Origin of the sequence: Mycolicibacterium psychrotolerans (assembly GCF_010729305.1) — a bacterium.
GTDB lineage: Bacteria > Actinomycetota > Actinomycetes > Mycobacteriales > Mycobacteriaceae > Mycobacterium > Mycobacterium psychrotolerans.
Genome location: NZ_AP022574.1, coordinates 3320601 through 3339954, shown reverse-complemented (window position 1 = coordinate 3339954; position 19354 = coordinate 3320601). Strand labels below are relative to the sequence as shown.

The 19354-nt window shown below is 70.3% G+C and carries 17 protein-coding genes and 1 pseudogene; 6 read left to right on the top strand and 12 right to left on the bottom strand.

Features of this window, described 5'->3' with window-relative positions; translation table 11 throughout:
• The first annotated feature begins 3 nt into the window (after positions 1 to 3).
• Positions 4 to 441: a F420-dependent biliverdin reductase gene (locus tag G6N45_RS16310; RefSeq protein WP_407664216.1), complete on the top strand. Its 438-nt coding sequence runs from the start codon at positions 4 to 6 to the stop codon at positions 439 to 441.
• A 4-nt stretch (positions 442 to 445) separates the two neighbouring features.
• Here the strand turns inward: G6N45_RS16310 and G6N45_RS16305 are convergent, their stop codons facing one another.
• The gene (locus G6N45_RS16305) at positions 446 to 1573 is read right to left on the bottom strand and encodes a M24 family metallopeptidase (RefSeq protein ID WP_163723207.1); all 1128 of its coding nucleotides are present in this window, start codon (positions 1571 to 1573) and stop codon (positions 446 to 448) included.
• Between the two features lie 115 nt (positions 1574 to 1688).
• Between G6N45_RS16305 and G6N45_RS16300 the strand changes: the two genes are divergently transcribed.
• Positions 1689 to 2651 (top strand): 5'-3' exonuclease, encoded by a 963-nt coding sequence (locus tag G6N45_RS16300; protein WP_163723206.1) that lies wholly within the window; start codon positions 1689 to 1691, stop codon positions 2649 to 2651.
• A gap of 3 nt (positions 2652 to 2654) precedes the next feature.
• On the opposite strand, the pseudogene G6N45_RS16295 reads toward G6N45_RS16300, so the two are convergent.
• From G6N45_RS16295 to pafA, 7 genes and pseudogenes are all read right to left on the bottom strand, one after another.
• A pseudogene (locus G6N45_RS16295) lies at positions 2655 to 2969 on the bottom strand (DUF4333 domain-containing protein); the annotation flags it as partial.
• A gap of 197 nt (positions 2970 to 3166) precedes the next feature.
• Positions 3167 to 5635: a DEAD/DEAH box helicase gene (locus G6N45_RS16290; protein ID WP_246228703.1), complete on the bottom strand. Its 2469-nt coding sequence runs from the start codon at positions 5633 to 5635 to the stop codon at positions 3167 to 3169.
• Positions 5625 to 6572, bottom strand: a complete 948-nt coding sequence (tatC, locus tag G6N45_RS16285) for a twin-arginine translocase subunit TatC (protein WP_163723205.1) — start codon at positions 6570 to 6572, stop codon at positions 5625 to 5627. The genes G6N45_RS16290 and tatC overlap by 11 nt, the downstream gene beginning before the upstream one ends.
• A 75-nt stretch (positions 6573 to 6647) precedes the next feature.
• The gene (gene tatA, locus G6N45_RS16280) at positions 6648 to 6908 is read right to left on the bottom strand and encodes a Sec-independent protein translocase subunit TatA (protein ID WP_057148711.1); all 261 of its coding nucleotides are present in this window, start codon (positions 6906 to 6908) and stop codon (positions 6648 to 6650) included.
• Between the two features lie 30 nt (positions 6909 to 6938).
• Positions 6939 to 7925, bottom strand: coding sequence for a helix-turn-helix transcriptional regulator (locus tag G6N45_RS16275; RefSeq protein WP_163723204.1), 987 nt, complete (start codon positions 7923 to 7925; stop codon positions 6939 to 6941).
• Positions 7922 to 8926 carry a helix-turn-helix transcriptional regulator gene (locus G6N45_RS16270; RefSeq protein WP_179965188.1) on the bottom strand — a complete coding sequence of 335 codons (1005 nt, stop codon included), beginning with the start codon at positions 8924 to 8926 and terminating at the stop codon, positions 7922 to 7924. Before G6N45_RS16270 ends, G6N45_RS16275 begins: the two co-directional genes overlap by 4 nt.
• 69 nt (positions 8927 to 8995) lie before the next feature.
• A complete protein-coding gene (gene pafA, locus G6N45_RS16265) occupies positions 8996 to 10354 on the bottom strand; it encodes a Pup--protein ligase (RefSeq protein ID WP_156394876.1) in 1359 nt (452 codons plus the stop codon).
• Between the two features lie 105 nt (positions 10355 to 10459).
• On the opposite strand from pafA, the gene G6N45_RS16260 reads away from it, so the two are divergent.
• Genes G6N45_RS16260 through G6N45_RS16245 form a run of 4 tightly spaced genes read left to right on the top strand, consistent with a single transcriptional unit; the run spans position 10460 to position 13648 of the window.
• Positions 10460 to 10732 (top strand): DUF7162 family protein, encoded by a 273-nt coding sequence (locus tag G6N45_RS16260; protein WP_057148707.1) that lies wholly within the window; start codon positions 10460 to 10462, stop codon positions 10730 to 10732.
• Positions 10729 to 12348: an alpha/beta hydrolase gene (locus tag G6N45_RS16255; RefSeq protein ID WP_163723203.1), complete on the top strand. Its 1620-nt coding sequence runs from the start codon at positions 10729 to 10731 to the stop codon at positions 12346 to 12348. Before G6N45_RS16260 ends, G6N45_RS16255 begins: the two co-directional genes overlap by 4 nt.
• A 4-nt stretch (positions 12349 to 12352) precedes the next feature.
• The gene (locus G6N45_RS16250) at positions 12353 to 13249 is read left to right on the top strand and encodes an alpha/beta fold hydrolase (RefSeq protein WP_163723202.1); all 897 of its coding nucleotides are present in this window, start codon (positions 12353 to 12355) and stop codon (positions 13247 to 13249) included.
• Positions 13250 to 13309: 60 nt separating this feature from the next.
• Complete coding sequence (locus G6N45_RS16245) at positions 13310 to 13648, top strand: spore photoproduct lyase family protein (RefSeq protein WP_163723201.1); 339 nt, start codon at positions 13310 to 13312, stop codon at positions 13646 to 13648.
• Here G6N45_RS16245 and G6N45_RS16240 read toward each other — a convergent pair.
• The 4 genes from G6N45_RS16240 to G6N45_RS16225 are packed head-to-tail and all read right to left on the bottom strand — an operon-like array spanning position 13636 to position 19353.
• The gene (locus G6N45_RS16240; RefSeq protein WP_163723200.1) at positions 13636 to 14442 is read right to left on the bottom strand and encodes an IclR family transcriptional regulator; all 807 of its coding nucleotides are present in this window, start codon (positions 14440 to 14442) and stop codon (positions 13636 to 13638) included. The genes G6N45_RS16245 and G6N45_RS16240 overlap by 13 nt on opposite strands.
• Positions 14443 to 14454: 12 nt before the next feature.
• The gene (locus G6N45_RS16235) at positions 14455 to 16305 is read right to left on the bottom strand and encodes a putative nucleotidyltransferase substrate binding domain-containing protein (RefSeq protein WP_163723199.1); all 1851 of its coding nucleotides are present in this window, start codon (positions 16303 to 16305) and stop codon (positions 14455 to 14457) included.
• Positions 16280 to 17803: a GMC family oxidoreductase gene (locus G6N45_RS16230; RefSeq protein ID WP_163723198.1), complete on the bottom strand. Its 1524-nt coding sequence runs from the start codon at positions 17801 to 17803 to the stop codon at positions 16280 to 16282. The genes G6N45_RS16235 and G6N45_RS16230 overlap by 26 nt, the downstream gene beginning before the upstream one ends.
• Positions 17803 to 19353, bottom strand: coding sequence for an APC family permease (locus tag G6N45_RS16225; protein WP_163723197.1), 1551 nt, complete (start codon positions 19351 to 19353; stop codon positions 17803 to 17805). The genes G6N45_RS16230 and G6N45_RS16225 overlap by 1 nt, the downstream gene beginning before the upstream one ends.
• Position 19354 lies beyond the last annotated feature (1 nt).

Sequence of the window (19354 nt, the reverse complement as noted above, 5' to 3'; positions counted from 1 at the left end):
ATTATGTCCTGCGCTAGCGTGGGCGCGATGGGCAAGGCAACCACCCGGCTGACCACCGACGCGATCGCATTCCTGACCGAGCGTCACCTGGCGATGCTGACGACGTTGCGGGCCGACCAGTCGCCGCACGTGGTGGCCGTCGGGTTCACCTTCGATCCCGCCACCCACATCGCCCGCGTCATCACCACGGGCGGTTCGCAGAAGGCGGTCAACGCCGATCAGCGCGGTGTAGCGGTGCTCAGCCAGGTCGACGGCGCGCGCTGGTTGTCGCTGGAGGGCAAGTCGACCGTGTACACCGACATCGACAGGGTGCGCGATGCCGAACTGCGCTATGCGCAGCGCTACCGCACCCCGCGCCCCAACCCCAAGCGCGTCGTGATCGAGGTCCGCGTGGAGCGGGTGCTGGGTTCCTCGGGACTGCTCGACCGCGGCGAGAGCTGACCCGTCAGCCCACCGGCACCACGACGAGGTCGTGCGGGCGGTTGTTCACCGACAGCGCGCCGTCGGCGGTGACGATCACGATGTCCTCGATGCGCGCGCCCCACTGCCCCGGGAAATAGATTCCGGGCTCCACGGAGAACGCCATCCCCTCCTCCAGCGGGAGCGTGTTGCCTGCCACGATGTAGGGCTCCTCGTGCACCGACAACCCGATGCCGTGCCCGGTCCGGTGCACGAATGCCTCAGCCAGGCCTTCGGCGGCGAGCACTTCGCGCGCGGCGGCGTCGACCTGTTCGGCGGTGACGCCCGGCCGCACCGCCGCGACCGCGGCCTGCTGCGCCTGCTGCAGCACCGCGTACCTGCGCGCCACCTCGGGGTCGGGTTCCCCGATGCTGTAGGTGCGGGTGGAGTCGGAGTTGTACCCGGGCTCGTAGGGGCCGCCGATGTCGACGACCACGACGTCGCCGGCGGCCAGTTCACGGTCCGAGCACTCGTGGTGCGGGTCCGCGCCGTGCGGACCGGACCCGACGATGATGAACGCCACTTCCGAATGTCCTTCGGCGACAATGGCTTCGGCGATGTCGGCCGCGACGTCGGCCTCGGTGCGGCCGGGCACCAGGAACTCCGGCACGCGGGCGTGCACCCGATCGATCGCCGCCCCGGCCTCGCGCAGCGCGTCGATCTCGGCGGGATCCTTGACCATGCGCAGCGTGCGCAGCACATCGGTGGCCAGCACCGGCACCACGCCGAGCACCTCGGCGAGGGGCAGCAGGTGCAGCGCCGGCATCGAGTCGGTCACCGCGACGGCCCGCCCGCCCCCGCCCAGGGCCTCGGCCACCAGCGCGTAGGGATCGTCACCGTCGACCCAATCCCGCACCGCCACACCGAGTTCGGTGACCGCCGACTCCTTCAGGGCCGCCAGTTCCAGCCGCGGCACCACGATCGTCGGGGCACCGTCGGCGGGCAGCACCAGCGCGGTCAGCCGCTCGAACGTCTGCGCCCGCGAACCCACCAGGTAACGCAGGTCGTACCCCGGGGTGATGACCAGGCCCGCGAGGTCCGCCGCGGCGGCGGCCTCCGCCGCGGCGCTCACGCGGTGGGCATACACATCGGTGGGAAAACGGGACTCGCTCATCCGTTCAGGCTAGTGCCGGGCGGCACCCCCTTGCGCGAGCAGACACGAACTCGGATGACACGCCGACAGAAGGTGCGAGTTCGTGTCTGCTCGCCGGGGTTTGCGGCCTGGCAGGATGGCGCAAGTGACTGCTCCCCTGGTACTCCTCGACGGCGCGAGCATGTGGTTCCGCTCCTACTTCGGTGTCCCGTCGTCGATCACCGCCCCTGACGGCCGCCCGGTCAACGCGGTGCGGGGGTTTCTCGACGCGGTCGCCACCGTGATCACCCGCGAGCAGCCCCACCGGCTCGTGGTGTGCCGCGACGACGACTGGCGGCCGCAGTGGCGCGTCGACCTCGTCCCGTCCTACAAGGCGCACCGGGTGGTGCAGGAGAACCCCGGCGGCGAGCCCGACGTCGAAGAGGTGCCGGACGAGCTCACGCCGCAGGTCGACATGATCATGGAGATCCTGGACGCGTTCGGCATCGCGACCGCCGGCGCCTCCGACCACGAAGCCGACGACGTTCTGGGCACCCTGGCCTGGCGGGAACGCCGCGATCCGGTCGTCGTGGTCAGCGGCGACCGCGACCTGCTGCAGGTCGTCCGCGACGAGCCGACGCCGGTGCGGGTGCTCTACCTGGGCCGCGGCCTGGCCAAGGCGACGAAGTACGGGCCGATCGAGGTGTCGGAGACCTACGGCGTGCCGATCGATCGCGCCGGGCCCGCCTACGCGGAACTGGCGCTGCTGCGCGGTGATCCGTCCGACGGCCTGCCCGGCGTCGCGGGGGTCGGGGAGAAGACCGCGTCCACCCTGCTCACGAAGTACGGCTCACTGGACGCGATCCTCGCCGCGGCCGAGGACTCCACGTCGAAGCTCACGCGGGCCCATCGGACCAAGCTGAGGTCCGCGGCCGACTACATCACCAGGGCCGCTCCCGTGGTGCGCGTCGCCACCGACGCCGCGGTCACCTTCTCGACGACGGACGACTCGTTGCCGCTGGCCGCCGCGCACCCCCGCAAAGTCGTCGAACTGGCCGAGCGCTACGGCGTGTCGTCCTCCATCGGGCGGCTGCAGAAGGCGCTCGACGCGCTCCCCTGACCGCTACTTGGGCCTGCCGACCTCGTAGGTGCCCTTGTCGTCCTGGAACGTGACCGTCACCTGACGCTTGGTGCCGTCGATGCTGACCTCGCAGTCGAAGGTGTCACCCTTCTTCACCGTGGGGCTGACACCGTTGTTGCACTTGACGTTGCTGACGTTCTTGGCGCCGTAGCCGTTTGTCTCGTCGGTGAGGATCTGCTGCACACCGGTCTGCGCGGCGTTGACGTCGAGCTTGGTCGTGACGAAGAAGCCCGGCTTCCAGAAGCCGAGCACCAGCACCACGGCGACGATGATCGCGGCCAGCAGGCCGATGATGCCCCGGCGGCGAGCGCGGGTGCCTGACGGGTATACGTAGCGCTGCGGCTGCACCGTGCCCCGGCGCCTGCGCTCGGACCCCAGCTGCCAGTGCGGATTCACGTGCCGACGAACCCGGCTGCGTCGGGTTCTGCGGCGGTCGGCTGTCTGAGCTGCGGCTGCTGACGTCGCTCGCGGTGCGACGACGGCGCCGTGCAGACTCACCTGACCCGGCCACAGAGTCCTGCGGGGTCTGGTTGGACGGCGACACGGCGCGAGCCGCCGGTCGGGATCTCCGCGCCGTCCCCGAGGCCGTGGCCGTCACGCCGGGACTCGTAGACCACCGCCGACAGAGCGGCCGCCAGTTCGGCATGGTCGAGGTCGTCCCACACTCCGGCGCGAAGACACTCGGCGACCAGCAGATCACTCTCGCTGTAGATCCGGGCGAGCAGCCGGCCGTCGTCGGTCACCGACGGCGCGTCGCCGGCCTGGTCGATGAAGCCGCGCTCGGTGAGCAGCACGACGATCCGGTCGAAGGTGTGGGCCAGCGAGTTCGTCGCGGCTGCGATCTTGCGACGTAGCTGGTCGTTCTCGCGCTCGATCTTGAGGTACCGCTCGGCCACCCGCGCCCTGTCCTCCCGGTCGGGTAGCTGATGGACCCGGTGCGCCCGCACGCGATCCCGCAGCGACGCCAGCTCGGGATCCACGTCGGGTTCGGCCTGCGGACCGCTGCGCCGCCGCCGCGCGGACGGCACATCCAGACCCGCCGCGGCCGACGTCAACGCCGAGGCCAGATCGCGGCGGGCGCGCGGATTGCGGTGCTCGACCCGTTTGGGCAGCGTCATCCGGCCCATCGGCGCGATGGCCCCGGAGTAGTCGGCCGAGGAGATCCTGCCCGCCCACCGACTCTCGGTCAGCACCAGCGGGCGCGGATCGTCGTCGTCGCGGGCCGGCTCGAGCACCACGGCCAGCCCGCCGCGCCGTCCGTGGGTGATCGTGATGATGTCGCCGCGACGCAGCGCCGTCAGCGCGTCGTTGGCGGCCTGGCGACGTTGCAGCCGGGAGGAGCGCGACTGCGCCCGTTCCCGCTCGGCGATCTGGGCGCGCAGCCGCACGTAGTCCAGGATCGGCGCCTCCCGGCCACCGATTTCGGCGGCCAGCTCGCCGAGCAGCTTCTCGCCGCGTTCCACGGCGCGCACCAGACCGACCACCGACCGGTCGGCCTGGTACTGGGCGAACGAGCGCTCGAGCAGCTGGTGGGCCTGTTCGGGTCCCATCTGGTGGACGAGGTTGATCGTCATGTTGTAGGTCGGGGCGAACGAACTGCGCAGCGGGAAGGTACGTGTCGACGCCAGACCGGCGACCTCGGCGGGGTCGACGTCGGGGTTCCACAGCACCACCGCGTGGCCCTCGACGTCGATGCCGCGCCGCCCCGCGCGGCCGGTCAACTGGGTGTACTCCCCGGGTGTCAGCGGCAGATGCTGCTCACCGTTGAACTTGACCAGCCGTTCCAGCACCACTGTGCGGGCGGGCATGTTGATGCCCAGTGCCAGCGTCTCGGTGGCGAACACCGCCTTGACCAGCCCGGCGGTGAACAACTCCTCCACGGTGTGGCGGAAGGTGGGCAGCATCCCGGCGTGGTGGGCGGCCAGCCCGCGCAGCAGCCCTTCGCGCCACTCGTGGAAATCGAGCACGATCAGGTCCGCGTCGTCGAGGTCGGCGGTGCGCCGGTCCACGATCTCGGCGATGCGCGTGCGTTCGTCGTCGGTGGTGAGCCGCAGCGACGAGCGCAGGCACTGTTTGACCGCGGCGTCACAGCCGGCCCGGGAGAAGATGAACGTGATCGCGGGCAGCAGGTCGCGCTGCTCGAGCACCCCGATGACGTCGGGGCGGCCCGGGGTGCGGAACAGCGTCGGCCGCCCGGCCCGGCCGCGCCCCCGCGGCTGCCAGTCGGCGAGCCGGTCGGCCTCGCGCCGATGGGAGATGTGGCGCAGCAGCTCCGGGTCCACCAGCAGATCGCGGCCCGCGCGCGCCGGACCCGAAGCCCGGTAGTCGAACAGGTCGAGGAGCCGCTTGCCGACCAGGACGTGCTGCCACAGCGGCACCGGCCGGTGTTCGTCGACGACGACGGTGGTGTCCCCGCGCACGGTCTGGATCCACCCGCCGAACTCCTCGGCATTGCTCACCGTGGCCGACAGGCTGACCAGCCGCACCGCCTCGGGCAGGTGCAGGATCACCTCCTCCCACACCGCGCCGCGCATCCGGTCGGCCAGGAAGTGCACCTCATCCATGACGACAAACGAAAGCCCCCGCAGGGCAGGCGAATCGGCGTACAGCATGTTCCGCAGCACCTCGGTGGTCATCACCACCACGTCGGCGTCGCCGTTGATGTTCTGGTCGCCGGTCAGCAGGCCGATGCGGTCGGATCCGTAGCGGCGCACCAGGTCGTTGTGCTTCTGGTTGCTCAGCGCCTTGATAGGCGTGGTGTAGAAGCACTTGCCCCCGGCCGCAAGCGCGAGGTGCACGGCGAACTCGCCGACGACGGTCTTGCCGGCGCCGGTCGGCGCACACACCAGCACACCGTGACCGTGGGCGAGTGCGTCACATGCGCGGCGCTGAAAACCGTCCAGCGCGAAGGGAAGTAACGCGGTGAAAGCGGCGACGCTGTCAGGTGGCGTGTCAGGTGGCATCGTCGTCGATCACGAGCCGCGACGGTGCGGACACGGCGGACGGCGCCTCGACCGGCTCTGCCGAGCCGATCGGTGCGGCCTCGTCGTCGGGGACCGCGTCGAGTGCCCGGCGGGCCTTGCGCCGGTCGTTGATCCGCGCGATCTGGATCGCCACCTCCAGCAGGATGCTCAGCGCGATCGCCAGCGCCAGCATGGAGAACGGATCGGAGCCGGGCGTGGCGAACGCCGCGAAGACGAACAGGCCCATGATCAGGCCGCGCCGCCACGCCTTCAGCCGTGCGTAGGTCAGCACACCGACCAGGTTGAGCATGACGATCAGCAGCGGGAACTCGAAGCTGATCCCGAACACCAGAAGCAGATTGATCAGGAAGCCGAAGTACTGATCGCCCGACAGCGCCGTTATCTGCACATCGCTGCCCACGGTCAGCAGGAAACCCAGCGCCTTGGCCAGCACGATGTAGGCCAGCAGGGCGCCGGAGATGAACAGCGCCGCACCCAACGTCACGAACGCAACCGCGAATCTGCGCTCCTTGCTGTACAGGCCGGGCGTGATGAACGCCCACAGCTGGTGCAGCCACACCGGGCATGCGAGGACGATCCCCGCCATCAAACCCACCTTGAGACGCAGCATGAACTGGTCGAACGGTGCGGTGGCGAGGAGGCGGCACTCGCCGTCGGGGGCGATGGTCGCCCGCGCGGACTCCGGCAGTGAGCAGTACGGACCGCGCAGCCAGTCGCCCAGGCTGGGCAGCCCGAAAGCCCCGTGGCTGTACCAGAGGAATCCGACCGTCGTGGTGACCAGAACGGCCAACACCGAGATCAGCAGCCGGGTCCGCAGTTCGGTGAGGTGTTCGACCAACGACATCGTGCCGTCGGGATTGACCCGGGAGCGGCGGCGGCGGGGGTCGAGCTTTCGGAAGAGTCCAGGGATCTGCACGTCGAGGAAGGCCTACCTGTTCACAGGCACAGGATCAGGACGCGGACCGGGCCCGCGCCGTGTCGAGGTGACGATTCAGGCCGGGCGCTTGTCCGACGACGGTTCGGTGTGCGCCGTGGCGCCGCCGACGGGACGGTCGGCGTCGGTCACCCGCTCCGAGGAGATCTGGGTCGGTGTCTCGGACTTCGACTCAGCCTGCATCTCCTTGATCTCGGACTTGAAGATGCGCATCGACTTGCCGAGTGAGCGGGCTGCGTCGGGGAGCTTCTTGGCGCCGAAGAGCAGCACGAACACGGCGATGACGATGATCCAGTGCCAGGGTTGTAGACCACCCAATTTGGTTACCTCCAGACGTCTGCGCCGAGTCTACCCGCCGGGGCGCTCGTCACCGACCCGATAGGCGTCCAGCGCGGCAACTGCCGCCCGCCGCACCCGCTCGGCCAGCGGCTGCGGCTCGAGAACCCGCACCGCCGAGCCGAAGCCGAGGACGAACCGACCCATCCACTCATCCGATGCGTACGTCATCGCGGCGTCACACGACCCGTCGGGGTACTCCTGCAGCACCCGCAGCGGGTAGTAGTCGAACATCCACGCCGCCGAGCGGTCCACGCGCAGCGTCGCGGTCGGCAGCGAGGGGTCGGCGGTGTCCGGGTCGAACAGCGACGTGTCGGGCCCGGCCTGCACCGCGGGCGGTGGCGGCGCCGACGGCTCGTCGAGCACCCGCGCGTCGACGATCCGGTCGAAGCGGAACAACCGGACCGCCTCGGCGGTGCGGCACCACGCCTCCAGGTAACTGTGGTCGGCGACGAGCACCACCCTGATCGGGTCCACCACCCGGCTCGACAGCATGTCGTGCGACGCCGAGTAGTACTCGATCGCCAGCGCCTTGTCGCCGCGGACCGCCGTGCGCACCGCAGCGGCGGCCTCGCTCTCCACCGGCGCCGGCTCGTCGACCGCCGCGCCCTCGACGCCGTGGCCCGCGCTGCCCGCCGCGGACTCGATCTTGGCGATCGCGCTGCGCGCCGCCTCCGGATCGACCATGCCGGGGACGTCGACCAGCGCCCGCAGCGCCACCAGCACACCGGTGGCCTCCGGGGAGGTCAGCCGCAGCGGATGGTCCATGCCGGCGGTGAACGTCACCTCGATGGTGTCGCCGGAGAACTCGAAGTCGATCAGGTCGCCGGGCCCGTAGCCGGGCAGCCCGCACATCCACAGCTGGTTGAGGTCGTCGCGCAGCTGTTTGACGCTCACCCCGAGATCGGCGGCGGCCTCGTCGTAGGTGATCCGCGGGTTCGCCTGGAAGTACGGGACCATGTTCAGCAGCCGCACCAGCCGGGTGCTCACGGCGGTCACGCCCGCACCTGCTCGACGCCGGCCTGTGCCTGCAGCCGGGCGATGACGTCCTCGCGCAGCGAGGCGGGCTCCAGCGCGACCGCATCGGCGCCGTAGCTGGCGACCTCGCGGGCCAGCCGGTCGAACATGCCGATGTCGAGGGTGATCTCCTGCCCGGCGCGGCCGCCGAGCGTCTTCGCGCCGACGACGGTGGCCCGTCGGCGCAGCGCGGTGGCCTTGCCGTCGGCGACCCAGACCCGCGCCTGTCCCGCGCCGGGCCAGTCGCCCACCACCCGCGCGACGATCTCGCGCAGGTTCACCCCGGGCGGGCGGACCACCGCGCCGGGTTCGCCGATCGGCGTCACCTCGGCACCGATGCGGGAGAGCCGGAACGTACGGACCGCGTCGCGGTCGCGGTCGTGGCCGACCAGGTACCAGCGGCCGCGGTCGGTGACCACACCCCACGGCTCGACGGTGCGGATCACGTAGGGCTCGCTGCGCGACGGACGGTGCGGGAAGCGCACCGCGCGGCCGGAGTCGATGGCCGACAGCAGGATTCCGAGCACGTCCTCCGAGCCGCGCAGACCCGGCAGCGCCGCCGTCGAGGTGATCGCGACGTCGAGGTCGTCGACGGCTTCGATCTCCACGCCGGCGGCCCGCAGTTTCAGCAGCGCGCTCTGGGTCGCGGTGATCAGCTCGGGTGACTCCCACAGCTGCGTCGCGACCGCGACGGCGGCGGCCTCGTCGGATGTCAGCTCCACCGCGGGCAGCGCGTAGGCCTCCCGGTTGATGCGGTAGCCCTCCGTCGGGTCGGTCGAGGACACCCGGCCCGTCTCCAACGGGATGCCGAGGTCGCGCAGTTCGTTCTTGTCGCGCTCGAACATGCGGGAGAACGCCTCGTCGCTCGCACCGTCGGAGTAGCCGTAGACGGTCTCGCGGATCCGGTCTGCGGTGATGAACGCCCGCGTCGACAGCAGCGCGATGACGAGGTTCATCAACCGTTCGACTTTTGAGATCCCCACGGCGTAGAGCTTAAGACGAATCGGCGGTGGGCCCGGACGCCCGTCGCGGCGCGCCGTCGCAGCACGGGCTCACATCGATGCGATGAGCCGCTTGACCCTCTCGTCGACCGAGCGGAACGGGTCCTTGCACAGCACGGTGCGCTGGGCCTGATCGTTGAGCTTGAGGTGCACCCAGTCGACGGTGAAGTCGCGGCCGGCCTCCTGGGCGGCGCTGATGAACTCTCCGCGCAGCTTGGCCCGGGTGGTCTGCGGCGGTGTGTTGACCGCGGCCTCGATCTCCTCGTCGGTGGTGATGCGCGCCGCCAGGCCCTTGCGCTGCAGCAGGTCGAACACACCGCGGCCCCGCTTGATGTCGTGATACGCCAGGTCCAGCTGGCTGATCTTGGCGTCGGACAGGTCCATGCTGTAGCGGTCCTGATACCGCTGGAACAGCTTGCGCTTGATCACCCAGTCGATCTCGGTGTCGACCTTGGCGAAGTCCTGGCTCTCCACGGCGTCGAGTTGGCGGCCCCACAGGTCGACCACCTGCTCGATCTGTGTGTTGGGTTCCCGGGTCTGCAGGTACTCGACCGCGCGGGCGTAGTACTCGCGCTGGATGTCGAGCGCACTGGCCTGCCGTCCGCCGGCGAGGCGCACCGGGCGCCGGCCGGTGAGGTCGTGGCTGACCTCGCGGATCGCGCGGATCGGGTTGTCCAGCGAGAAGTCGCGGAACGCGACGCCGGCCTCGATCATCTCCAGGACCAGCGAGGCCGAGCCGACCTTGAGCATGGTGGTGGACTCGCACATGTTGGAGTCGCCGACGATGACGTGCAGGCGGCGGTACTTCTCCGCGTCGGCGTGCGGCTCGTCGCGGGTGTTGATGATGGGACGGGATCGGGTCGTCGCACTGGAGACGCCCTCCCAGATGTGCTCGGCGCGCTGCGACAGGCAGAACGTCGCCGCCTTGGGCGTCTGCAGCACCTTGCCCGCGCCGCAGATCAGCTGCCGGGTGACCAGGAACGGGAGCAGCACGTCGGAGATCCTGGAGAACTCGCCGGCCCGCACGATCAGGTAGTTCTCGTGGCAGCCGTAGGAGTTGCCCGCGGAGTCGGTGTTGTTCTTGAACAGGTAGATGTCCCCGCCGATACCCTCGTCGGCCAGCCGTTGCTCGGCGTCGACCAGCAGGTCCTCGAGCACCCGCTCGCCCGCGCGATCGTGGGTGACCAGCTGGGTGAGGTTGTCGCACTCGGCGGTCGCGTATTCGGGATGGCTGCCCACGTCGAGGTACAGGCGCGCACCGTTGCGGAGGAAGACGTTGCTGCTGCGTCCCCACGACACCACCCGCCGGAAGAGATAGCGGGCGACCTCGTCGGGACTGAGCCGGCGATGGCCGTGGAACGTGCAGGTGACACCGAATTCGGTTTCGATGCCCATGATTCGTCGCTGCACCTCATCGAGACTAGCTGCTGCTCGGCGCGGGCGTGGTTGTCCACGCCCAAAGAAAGGCTGTGGATAACCCGGCTGGAGGGCACTCGTTGGGTGCCAGCATGAGCCATGGGGGAATTCACGCGGGTCGATCTCGAGCGTCTGCGGGGCGTCGCGGATCGGATCTGGGCGATCGCCGACGAGATCGGCGCCCTGCCGTGTCCGGCGCTGGACCGCGACGCGCTGCCGGGATCGCGGGTCGCCGCGGTGTCGGCAGCGACGGTCGTCGACGAGCTCGAGGACGTCGCCGCCGGGCTGCGGGGCTGGGCGCTTGCGGCGCGCCGCGCCGCCGACGCGTTCGAGCGTGCCGACCGCGACGGCGGGAACCGGCTGGGCCGGTGAGCCGTCCGACGGTGACACAGGCGCAGGCATGGCGACCCGACGCGCTGCGCGACCTGGCGCTGGACTGCGACGAGCTGGCCCGCCGGATCTGCGGCGAGGCCGACACCGTGCTCGCGCTGAGCGGGGGCACCGACGAGCACTGGGCGGGCGCGGCGGCCGACGCAGCCCGCAGTCAGGCAGGCACCCTGGCCGCCGATGCCGCGGCGGTCGCACGCCGTCTGGTCGCCGCGTCGGTGGCCGCGACCGACGGTGCCGAGCAGCTGGCCGCCGCGCGCGCCGACGTGCTCGACACCGTGGAGCGGGCGCAGCGCGACGGACTCGAAGTCGCCGGGGACGGCTCGGTCACCCGCGCGACGGCACCGGATCCGGTGCTGGTCCTGCTGGCCGGCGGTGACGCGGCAGTGGCCGCACAGATGCTCGATATCGCTGCCGCACATGCCCGTTCGCAGATCATGGCGGCCCTCGACCAGCTCGACGCCGCGGACTGGGACGCCGCGTCCGACCTCACCGCGGCACTGAGCGGTGGCACCCGCCGGACTCCGGCGCCCACCGTGCCCGCCGGCGCCGCGCCCGGTCCCCCGGTCGACGTCGTGGGCGGCTGGCCGACGACGAGCCAGCACGACATCGCCGGGCAGATCGCCGCGATGACACCCGAGCAGCGTGATCGCCTGGTCGCCCAGCATCCGCGGCAGGTCGGCAACACCGACGGAATACCCTGGCCGATGCGCATTGCCGCGAACCGGATCAACATCGCGGCGGCCATCCTCGCTGAGTCCGGACGCGACACCGATTCACGCCGGCGGATCGCGCTGTATCGGGGGCTGCTCGCGGAGGTCGACGACCCGACCCGGGCCGGTGGTCGCATCCAACGCCAGATCCTGGCCTTCGATCCCGCCCGCTCGTCGCTGGTGGAACTGCACGGCGACCTCGCGACCGCCCACAGCGTCGCGGTGCTGGTGCCCGGCGTCAACACTACGATCGAGGGCTCGGCGGCCACCACCGCCACCGCGCGCCGGTTCGTGTCCGGCAGTCACGGCGACGCGGCGGTCATCACCTACCTCGGCGGACCGTTCCCGCAGGTGCACGATCCGGCCGCCGTGCTGCTCGAGGCGGCGGACCCGCGCGGCGCGCTGGACATGGCGCCGCGCCTGGTGGCGTTCAGCGAGGACGTCGACCGCACGGTGGCGCCCGGCGTTCCCGTGACGGTGATCGGGCACTCGTACGGCGGCTCGATCGTCGGCACCGCCGAGGCGCTCGGGCTGACGTCGGACCGGACGCTGTTCCTGGCCGCCGCGGGCTCGGGCGTCGGCGTCGACGACCCGTCGGACTGGCACAACCGAAACCCAGACGTGCTGCGTTTCTCGATGACCGCGCCCGGCGACTTCATCGAGGCCGTGCAGGGCATCCCTGGCGGCCCGCACGGCGCCGATCCCGACGAGATGCCCGGCGTGATTCGTTTGCGCGCAGGGTTTTACGACGACGGTCGGCCGGTGGCCGGGTGGGACGCACACAGCGGCATGCTGAACCGGCCCTCGGATTCCTGGCGCACGGTGCTCGCGGTCATCACAGGGGATTCCGAAACGCTGCATCGCGCCGTCGCCGACGCGCCAGAATGAGCGCATGGGGTCACGGGCATCGCGCAGCGCGCCCGTCGACGGTTTCCGGTTGGCCTTCGATCGCTTCGGCACGCCCGGCGCGCCGTCGGTGCTGCTGCTGCACGGCTGGCCGGGCAACCGCCACGACTATCGGCGGCTGGTGCCGCTGCTGCTGGACTCCGGCCGGGACATCGACGTGGTGGTGCCGGACCTGCGCGGCTTCGGCGGCTCGGACAAACACGACGTGGCCGTCAGCCACTTCTACAGCGCGTCGGCGCAGGCGGCCAGCGTCGTCGGACTGATCGCGGAGCTAGGTCTGGCGCCGGTGGTGATCGGCGGCTACGACGTCGGCAGCCGCGTCGCCCAGAGTGTGGCGCGCATGCACCCCGACCTGATCCACGCGCTGGTGTTGTCACCGCCGCTGCCGGGTGCGGGCGAGCGGGTGCTCACCGCACCCGCCCAGGCCGAGTTCTGGTATCAGGCGTTTCACCAACTTCCGTTGTCGGCGCGGCTGGTCGACGGCAACGACGACGCCGTGCGCGAGTATCTGCGGCACTTCTGGAGTCACTGGTCCGGACCGGGGTTCGCCCTCAGTGAGGACGACCTCGACTCGCTGGTGGCCGACTACGCGCTGGCCGGTGCCTTCACCGCGTCGATCGCCTGGTACCGGGCCGGGGCGGGCACGATCGCGCAGTCGCTGACCGAGCTCCCGCCCGAGCAGGCGATCCGGATCCACGCTCCCACCGACGTGCTCTGGCCGGGCCGGGATCCGCTGTTCCCGCCGGCGTGGTCGGACCGGCTCGAGCATTACTTCACCGATGTGACGGTGCACACCGCACCCGCAGCCGGTCACTTCACCCCGCTGGAGTGCCCGGACGCGTTCGCCCGTCTGCTGCTCGACCGCAGACGTCCACCGGAATGACGACAAGATCGATTCCGTTGCTCCCCAAGCGATGACGACATCCCCCGACAGACCCGTGCGATGGCTCCCCCGGCGTGTGCCATGCCGATCCCGCAGTGGCGCAACGCTTATGGCGATCTGCTGCGCACCGTGGCCGACGCCACCGCGGACATCCCGGACCTCGATCTGACCGTCGAGCGCATCACCCACCGCTTCACCGCGGCGAGCAGGGACGTGCTGACGTCGTGGTACCCGCGGACGAAGCTCGGGATGGACGAGGCAGCCCGGACACGCAAGTACGGGAAGTACGGCGCGGCGAAATACGTTTATCCGAAACACACGATGGCCGAACTGCGGTCGTGGTTCGACACCGAACTCGCCGCGACGCTGCCCGCCGCGCGGGCCCTCTACTGGTCCTGACCGGTCCGGGGGCTCCAACCGAGACGGCGGCTGACGGCATCCGCGGCGTTCACCGTCCGTTTCGCCACCTCGTCGAACCGCTCCACCGAGAGCCGGTAGGCCGGTCCCGAAACGCTCAGTGCGGCAACCACTTGCGAGTGCACGTCGAAGATCGGCGCGGCCACCGCGTTCAGACCGACCTCGAGTTCCTCGGTGACACTGGCCCACCCGCGCTCCCGCACCGTGGCCAGCTGCTCGGCGAGTTCGGCGACCGTGGTGACGGTGGCGTCGGTGAAGGGCACCCAGGGCGGGCGCAGCCGGGCCCGCACGTCGGCCGGCTCCAGGCCCGCGAGCAGCACCTTGCCACTCGAGGTGGCGTACGCCGGGCAGCTCTGGCCGACCCAGGTGCGCAGCGTGATCTCGGCCGGACCGATCGACTCGACGATGTTCACGATGCGGTCGCCGTCGAGGACCGCCACATTGGTGGTCTCCCCCACGTCGACGCTCAGCGCGTCGCAGATGTCCTGGCTCGTCTTCACCAGGTCGGCGTGTCCCCCGGCCGCGCGGGACAACCGTGAGAGCGCCAGCCCGAGGCGGTACTTGCCGCGCTCGGAGATCTGTTCGACGTAGCCGCGGGCTTCCAGCGCGGCGACCAGACGCGACGCGGTGGACTTGTGCACGCCGAGTTCGGTCGCGATCTCGGTGACCCCGGCCTGCCCGAGGGCGGCGATGATCTCCAGCACCTGAAGCGCCCGGTCGACGGACTGCACGGCGGCGGTGGTCTCACGGGGTGCGCGCTCGGAGGGCGTGGGCATCGCTGACCGACCCTATACGCCCGAGAACCCGAGGTTGCCGACCCGACGCCGGACGGCGGCGATCTCGCGCAGCCCGTCACCGAGCAGACTGCGGTTGAGCGGGGACAGCTCCGAGGACGCCACGATGTCGCCGGGTGTGCGGCCCGCGGTGATCTGGTCGACCTGATGGGCCATCCGCAGCCGCTGCAGCATCGCGAAGACGTCGCCCAGTGTGCGGGCGTCGCGCTCGCTGAGCGCTCCGGCCTGCGCGGCCGCCTCCAGCCGCGTCGGCGTGGACGCCGAGGTGACACCGGCGGCCAGCCCACCCCACCGGGCCAGGTTCACGATCGGTGTGACGGCGTGGTTCTTCAGGTCGAAGGTGCCCCCGCGCCGCGACAGCACATCGCGCAGCGAACGGGTCTTCATCCGCCCCGACAGCGCGTCGAGCAGCTGCAGGCGCAACGCGTTCGGATGTTCCTCGCGCATCCGCTGATAGGCCGCAGGCACGGTGTGCAGCCCCGGGTCGCCCCACACCACGCGCCCGTCGATCAGCAGCGAGGAGAACATCAGCCCGCGGTCGCGCAGCGGGTCGTCGAGCCACCCGTGCGCGGCGGTGCGCCAATCCGATTGTGAGCGGGAGAACTTCGGTTTGGCGGCGATCGCGCCGTTGCGGTCCGACGGCAGCCCGGCGTCGTCGAGGAGATCGTGCACCGCACCGGCGAGGCTCCGCAGCCGAGGGGCCTCGGCCGCCAGGTCGTCGCGCCACGACAACGCACTGTCGACGTCGGAGGACGGCATCGCCTCGCGGCGTGCGACGCTGCCCAGCGTCAGCCAGGCGAATCCGCCGGCAGGCACGCGGTCACCCTGCGCGACGACCAGTTCGAGCGCGCGGCGCACCAGGCTGTCGATGACCACCGACAGGATCGCGCTGGTGGCGACGGCCTTGGTGCCGCTGCGGAACAGGGCAACGGCCGTGCCGGTGACCTGGTGGCCGACCGCGCGCAGCTGCGTCGCGTCGGTGGCGAGCGCGATCGAGCGGCGCAGCAGGAAGCTCTGGCGCGCCGACGCGGCGAGCAGGTCGGCGTCCTCGAGCACACCCACCACCTCGCCGCGCACGGTGAGCACCGGCATGTGCCGCAACCCGCACTCCAGCATCTCCATCAGCACGCTGTCGGCGGTCAGGTCTGCGGTCACGGTGCGCGCCGGTGCGCTCATCACCGAGGAGATGGAGACGTCGACGGGGCGCCCCGCGGCCACCACCCGCGTCCGCAGATCCCGGTCGGTGAAGATGCCGAGGCCGCCGTCCGGTAGCCGGATCAACGCGTAGGACACGTGATGCTCGGTCATCTTCGTCACGACCTCGCGCACCGTCTCCCCCGGCTCGACGAGCAGCACGTCGCCGTGGACGAGTTCGGCGACGGGCCTGCTGTCGGTGGCCGGGGCGATGGTCGGCCGCTCGGCCGCGGCGCGGTTCCAGCCCGACGACGCCAGGAACGCCAATCCGGCCGGCTTGGCGAACTGCGCCCGGACCAGCGCGCCGGGCAGCCGGATCAGCGTGCTCGGCGCGGCCGTGCGCGCCTCGAAATCCATTCCGGCGCCGGTCAACAGCGGCATGTAGCCGAAGATCCCCCCGGGGCCGACGACGTCGATCAGCGCGCCGTCGCCGCTGGCCCGCAACGCCACCATGCCGTCGCGCACCATCCACACCTCGTCGGGAACGCGTGCGGCGTAATCGGCGACGACGACGCCGGCGGGGAATCGTTCGATCGCGGCGCCCTCGGCCAGCGCCGCGAGTTCGTCGGCGGTCGAGGCCTGAAACGGGGTGTGCTCGGCCAGGAACTCCGGCAGCCGGGCGGCCTCAGCCTGTTCGGATGAGGTCGGCACACTTCTCCGCCATCGTCATCACGGTGATGTTCGGGTTCACCGACGGCAACTTCGGCATCGCCGAGGCGTCCACCACTCGCAACCCCGTGACCCCCTTGACCCGCAGGTGCGGGTCGAGCACGGCCATCGGATCGGACACCGCACCCATCCGCGCCGTCGCGGCAGGGTGGTAGACGGTGTTGTGGCACTGGTGGATGTAGTCGAGCAGCTCGTCGTCGGTGGTGGCGTCCGACCCCGGCGCGAGCTCGCGCGCCACCCACGGCGTCAGCGGGGACTGTTCAGCGATGCGGCGGGCGAGTTTCACCCCCGCCAGCATGATCCGATCGTCGTACCCGTCGGGGTCGGTGAAGTACCGGGGGTCGACGCGGGGGCGGTCGCGGAAGTCGCGGGTGCGTAGCCGGACCGTTCCGCGGGAGTGGCCCTGGGTCACGTTGGGCGTCAGGCAGAATCCGTTGTCGGTGGTCGGGTAGCCGCGGCGCAGCGTGTTCATGTCGAACGGGACGCTGCCGTAGTGCATCATCAGGTCCGGCTGGCTCACGCCGTCGTCGATCGTGGTGAAAAGCCCGATCTCCCACCACTGGGTCGAGGTGGTCACCATCGGTCGGGCCGCCTCCCAGAACACCAGACCCTCGACGTGGTCGTCGAGGTTGGCGCCGACCCCTGGCGAGTCGACGCGCACGTCGACGCCGATCTCTCGCAGGTGTGCAGTCGGCCCGATCCCGGAGAGCATCAACAGCTTCGGGGTGTCGATGGCCCCCGCGGTCAAGATCACCTCCCGGCGGGCGGCCACCGTGTCGTAGCCGGTCAGGTCCGGCCGCTGGTAGCGCACCCCGGTCGCGCGCAGTCCGTCGTCGAACAGGACCTCCGAAACCCAGGTGTCGGTGCGTACCTCGAGGTTCTTGCGGGTACCGAGGATCGGGTGCAGGAACGCGTGCGACGTCGAGTTCCTGGTCCCGTCCTGCGTGGCGTTGATCTGGAACCAACCGGCGCCGTTGCGCACCGTCTCGCCGCGGTTGAACGCCACCGTGGGCATGCCGACCGACGCAGCGGCCTCGAGAACCGCTGCGCCGCAGGGATCCTCGGGCGGGATGTCGCGCAGCGTCACTGTCTCGGTGAGGCGCTTGACCAGCGGCAGAACCTCGGCGGCGCTCCACCCCGTCGCGCCCATCGCCGACCATTCGTCGAGCGCCTCGGCGGGCGGGTGGAAGGCGATGCAGGAGTTGTGCGACGAGCACCCGCCGAGGACCTTCCCCCTGGCGTGCCGCATGAACGAGTTGCCGCGCTCCTGCGGCTCCACCGGGTAGTCCCAGTCGTAGCCGGAGTCGAGCAGATGCATCCAGTCGGCGAGCACCAGGATCTTGTCGTCGCCGACATCGGACGGCCCGGCCTCGATCAGGCAGACCGTCACGTCCGGGTCCTCGGAGAGCCGCGCGGCCAGCACACATCCGGCGGTACCGCCGCCGGCGATGACGTAGTCGAAGGTGCCGGCGTCAGCCATCAGGCCTGCCCCGCGAGCTGATCAGGATCGGCCTCGCGCACGGTTTCGACGGCATGGGACTTCAGCGTGCCGATGTGGTGGCGCCCCTTGAGCGCGTACCACAGGAGGCCGGAGCCGACGATGACACCGATGTAGACGAACGCACCCCAGGTGTTGTACCAGGGGTCGCCGTACACGGCGACGCGTGGCCACGCCAGGTTGAGCGCCATGCTCGCCCCCCACAGCACCGCGAAGATGTTCACCGGCAGGCCCCACTTGCCCATGGTGAAGTAGCCGCCTTCTTTGAGATCGGCGGGCGGCCACTGGCCCTGGAACCGCTTCTTCAGCATCGGTGCGGTGACCATCAGGTACGCGAGGTAGATCATGATGATCGCGATCGACGTCAGCACGGTGAAGATCTTGGGCTGACCGATGTTGATCGCCAGGATGATCGCGGAGATGACGCCGATCGTCACGGCCGGCACGATCGGGGTCTGGGTCTTCGGGTTCACCGTGGCCAGCTTCTCGCCGAACGGCAGGGCGTTGTCACGTGCCATCGCGAACGACAGGCGTATCGCCGCGGTGTGGACAGCCAGGGTGCACACGGTCACCGCCACGACGATGCAGGCGAGGAACACCTTGCCCAGCGGGCCCCACATCACCTGCTCGACGATGTACTGCAGGCCGCCGCTGCTCTCCCCGATCTGCGGGTCCTTCAGATCCGGCGCGGACATCACCGCGAACACGAGGATGCCGCCGCCGATCACGAAAGACGCCAGGATCGCGCGGAAAATGGCCTTGGGCGCGGTCTTTCGCGGCTCCACGGTCTCCTCGCCGAGCGAGCTCGCCGTGTCGAAGCCGTACATCACGTAGAGCGAGGCCAGCGACGCGATGAAGAACACACCGAGGTAGCCCAGGCTCTCCCCCTGGCCGTAGCCCTCCGTGGAGAAGAAGACGTCCGGCCCGCGTTTGACGTTGACCGCGAGGATGATCACGATCAGCACCGCGGCGATCAGTTCGATGAACACGCCGGCGCTGTTGATGATCGACATCAGTTTGACGCCGAGGGCGTTGATGATCGTCGTGAAGACGATCAGCACGGTGCCGAGAACGACGGCGTTGGTGGCGAAGTCGTAGGTGCCGGTGCCGTCGCCGACGATCTGGAACCCGCTCCACAGTCGCGGCAGGTTGAGCTGGTAGGCCAGCACCACCGCGGAGATCGTCACGATGGACGCCGTCAACATCAGCCATCCCGACGTCCAGCCCACCAGCCGGCTACCGAGTTTCTTGCTCCAGTTGTAGACCGAGCCCGCCACCGGGTACTTCGCCGCGAGCTCCATGAAACACAGCGCGACGGCCATCTGGCCGATGAACACCATGGGCCACGACCACAGATACGCGGGCCCACCCGTCCCGAAGCCGAAGTAGAACAGCTGGAACGTGCCGGTCAGGATCGAGATGTAGCTGACGCCCGCGGCGAAGCTGGCGAACTTGCCGATGCTGCGGTCCAGCGATTCCTTGTAGCCGAAGTCCTCCATGCCACTGTCGGCATGCGGCTGTTTGATCACCATG

Bases quoted from the DNA above. Each gene is read 5' to 3' on its own strand.
- G6N45_RS16310 (WP_407664216.1), top strand. From the start codon at position 4: ATGTCCTGCGCTAGCGTGGGCGCGATGGGCAAGGCAACCACCCGGCTG.
- G6N45_RS16305 (WP_163723207.1), bottom strand. From the start codon at position 1,573: ATGAGCGAGTCCCGTTTTCCCACCGATGTGTATGCCCACCGCGTGAGC.
- G6N45_RS16300 (WP_163723206.1), top strand. From the start codon at position 1,689: ATGGCGCAAGTGACTGCTCCCCTGGTACTCCTCGACGGCGCGAGCATG.
- G6N45_RS16290 (WP_246228703.1), bottom strand. From the start codon at position 5,635: ATGCCACCTGACACGCCACCTGACAGCGTCGCCGCTTTCACCGCGTTA.
- G6N45_RS16260 (WP_057148707.1), top strand. From the start codon at position 10,460: ATGGGGGAATTCACGCGGGTCGATCTCGAGCGTCTGCGGGGCGTCGCG.
- G6N45_RS16250 (WP_163723202.1), top strand. From the start codon at position 12,353: ATGGGGTCACGGGCATCGCGCAGCGCGCCCGTCGACGGTTTCCGGTTG.
- G6N45_RS16245 (WP_163723201.1), top strand. From the start codon at position 13,310: ATGGCTCCCCCGGCGTGTGCCATGCCGATCCCGCAGTGGCGCAACGCT.
- G6N45_RS16240 (WP_163723200.1), bottom strand. From the start codon at position 14,442: ATGCCCACGCCCTCCGAGCGCGCACCCCGTGAGACCACCGCCGCCGTG.
- G6N45_RS16230 (WP_163723198.1), bottom strand. From the start codon at position 17,803: ATGGCTGACGCCGGCACCTTCGACTACGTCATCGCCGGCGGCGGTACC.
- G6N45_RS16225 (WP_163723197.1), bottom strand. From the start codon at position 19,353: ATGGTGATCAAACAGCCGCATGCCGACAGTGGCATGGAGGACTTCGGC.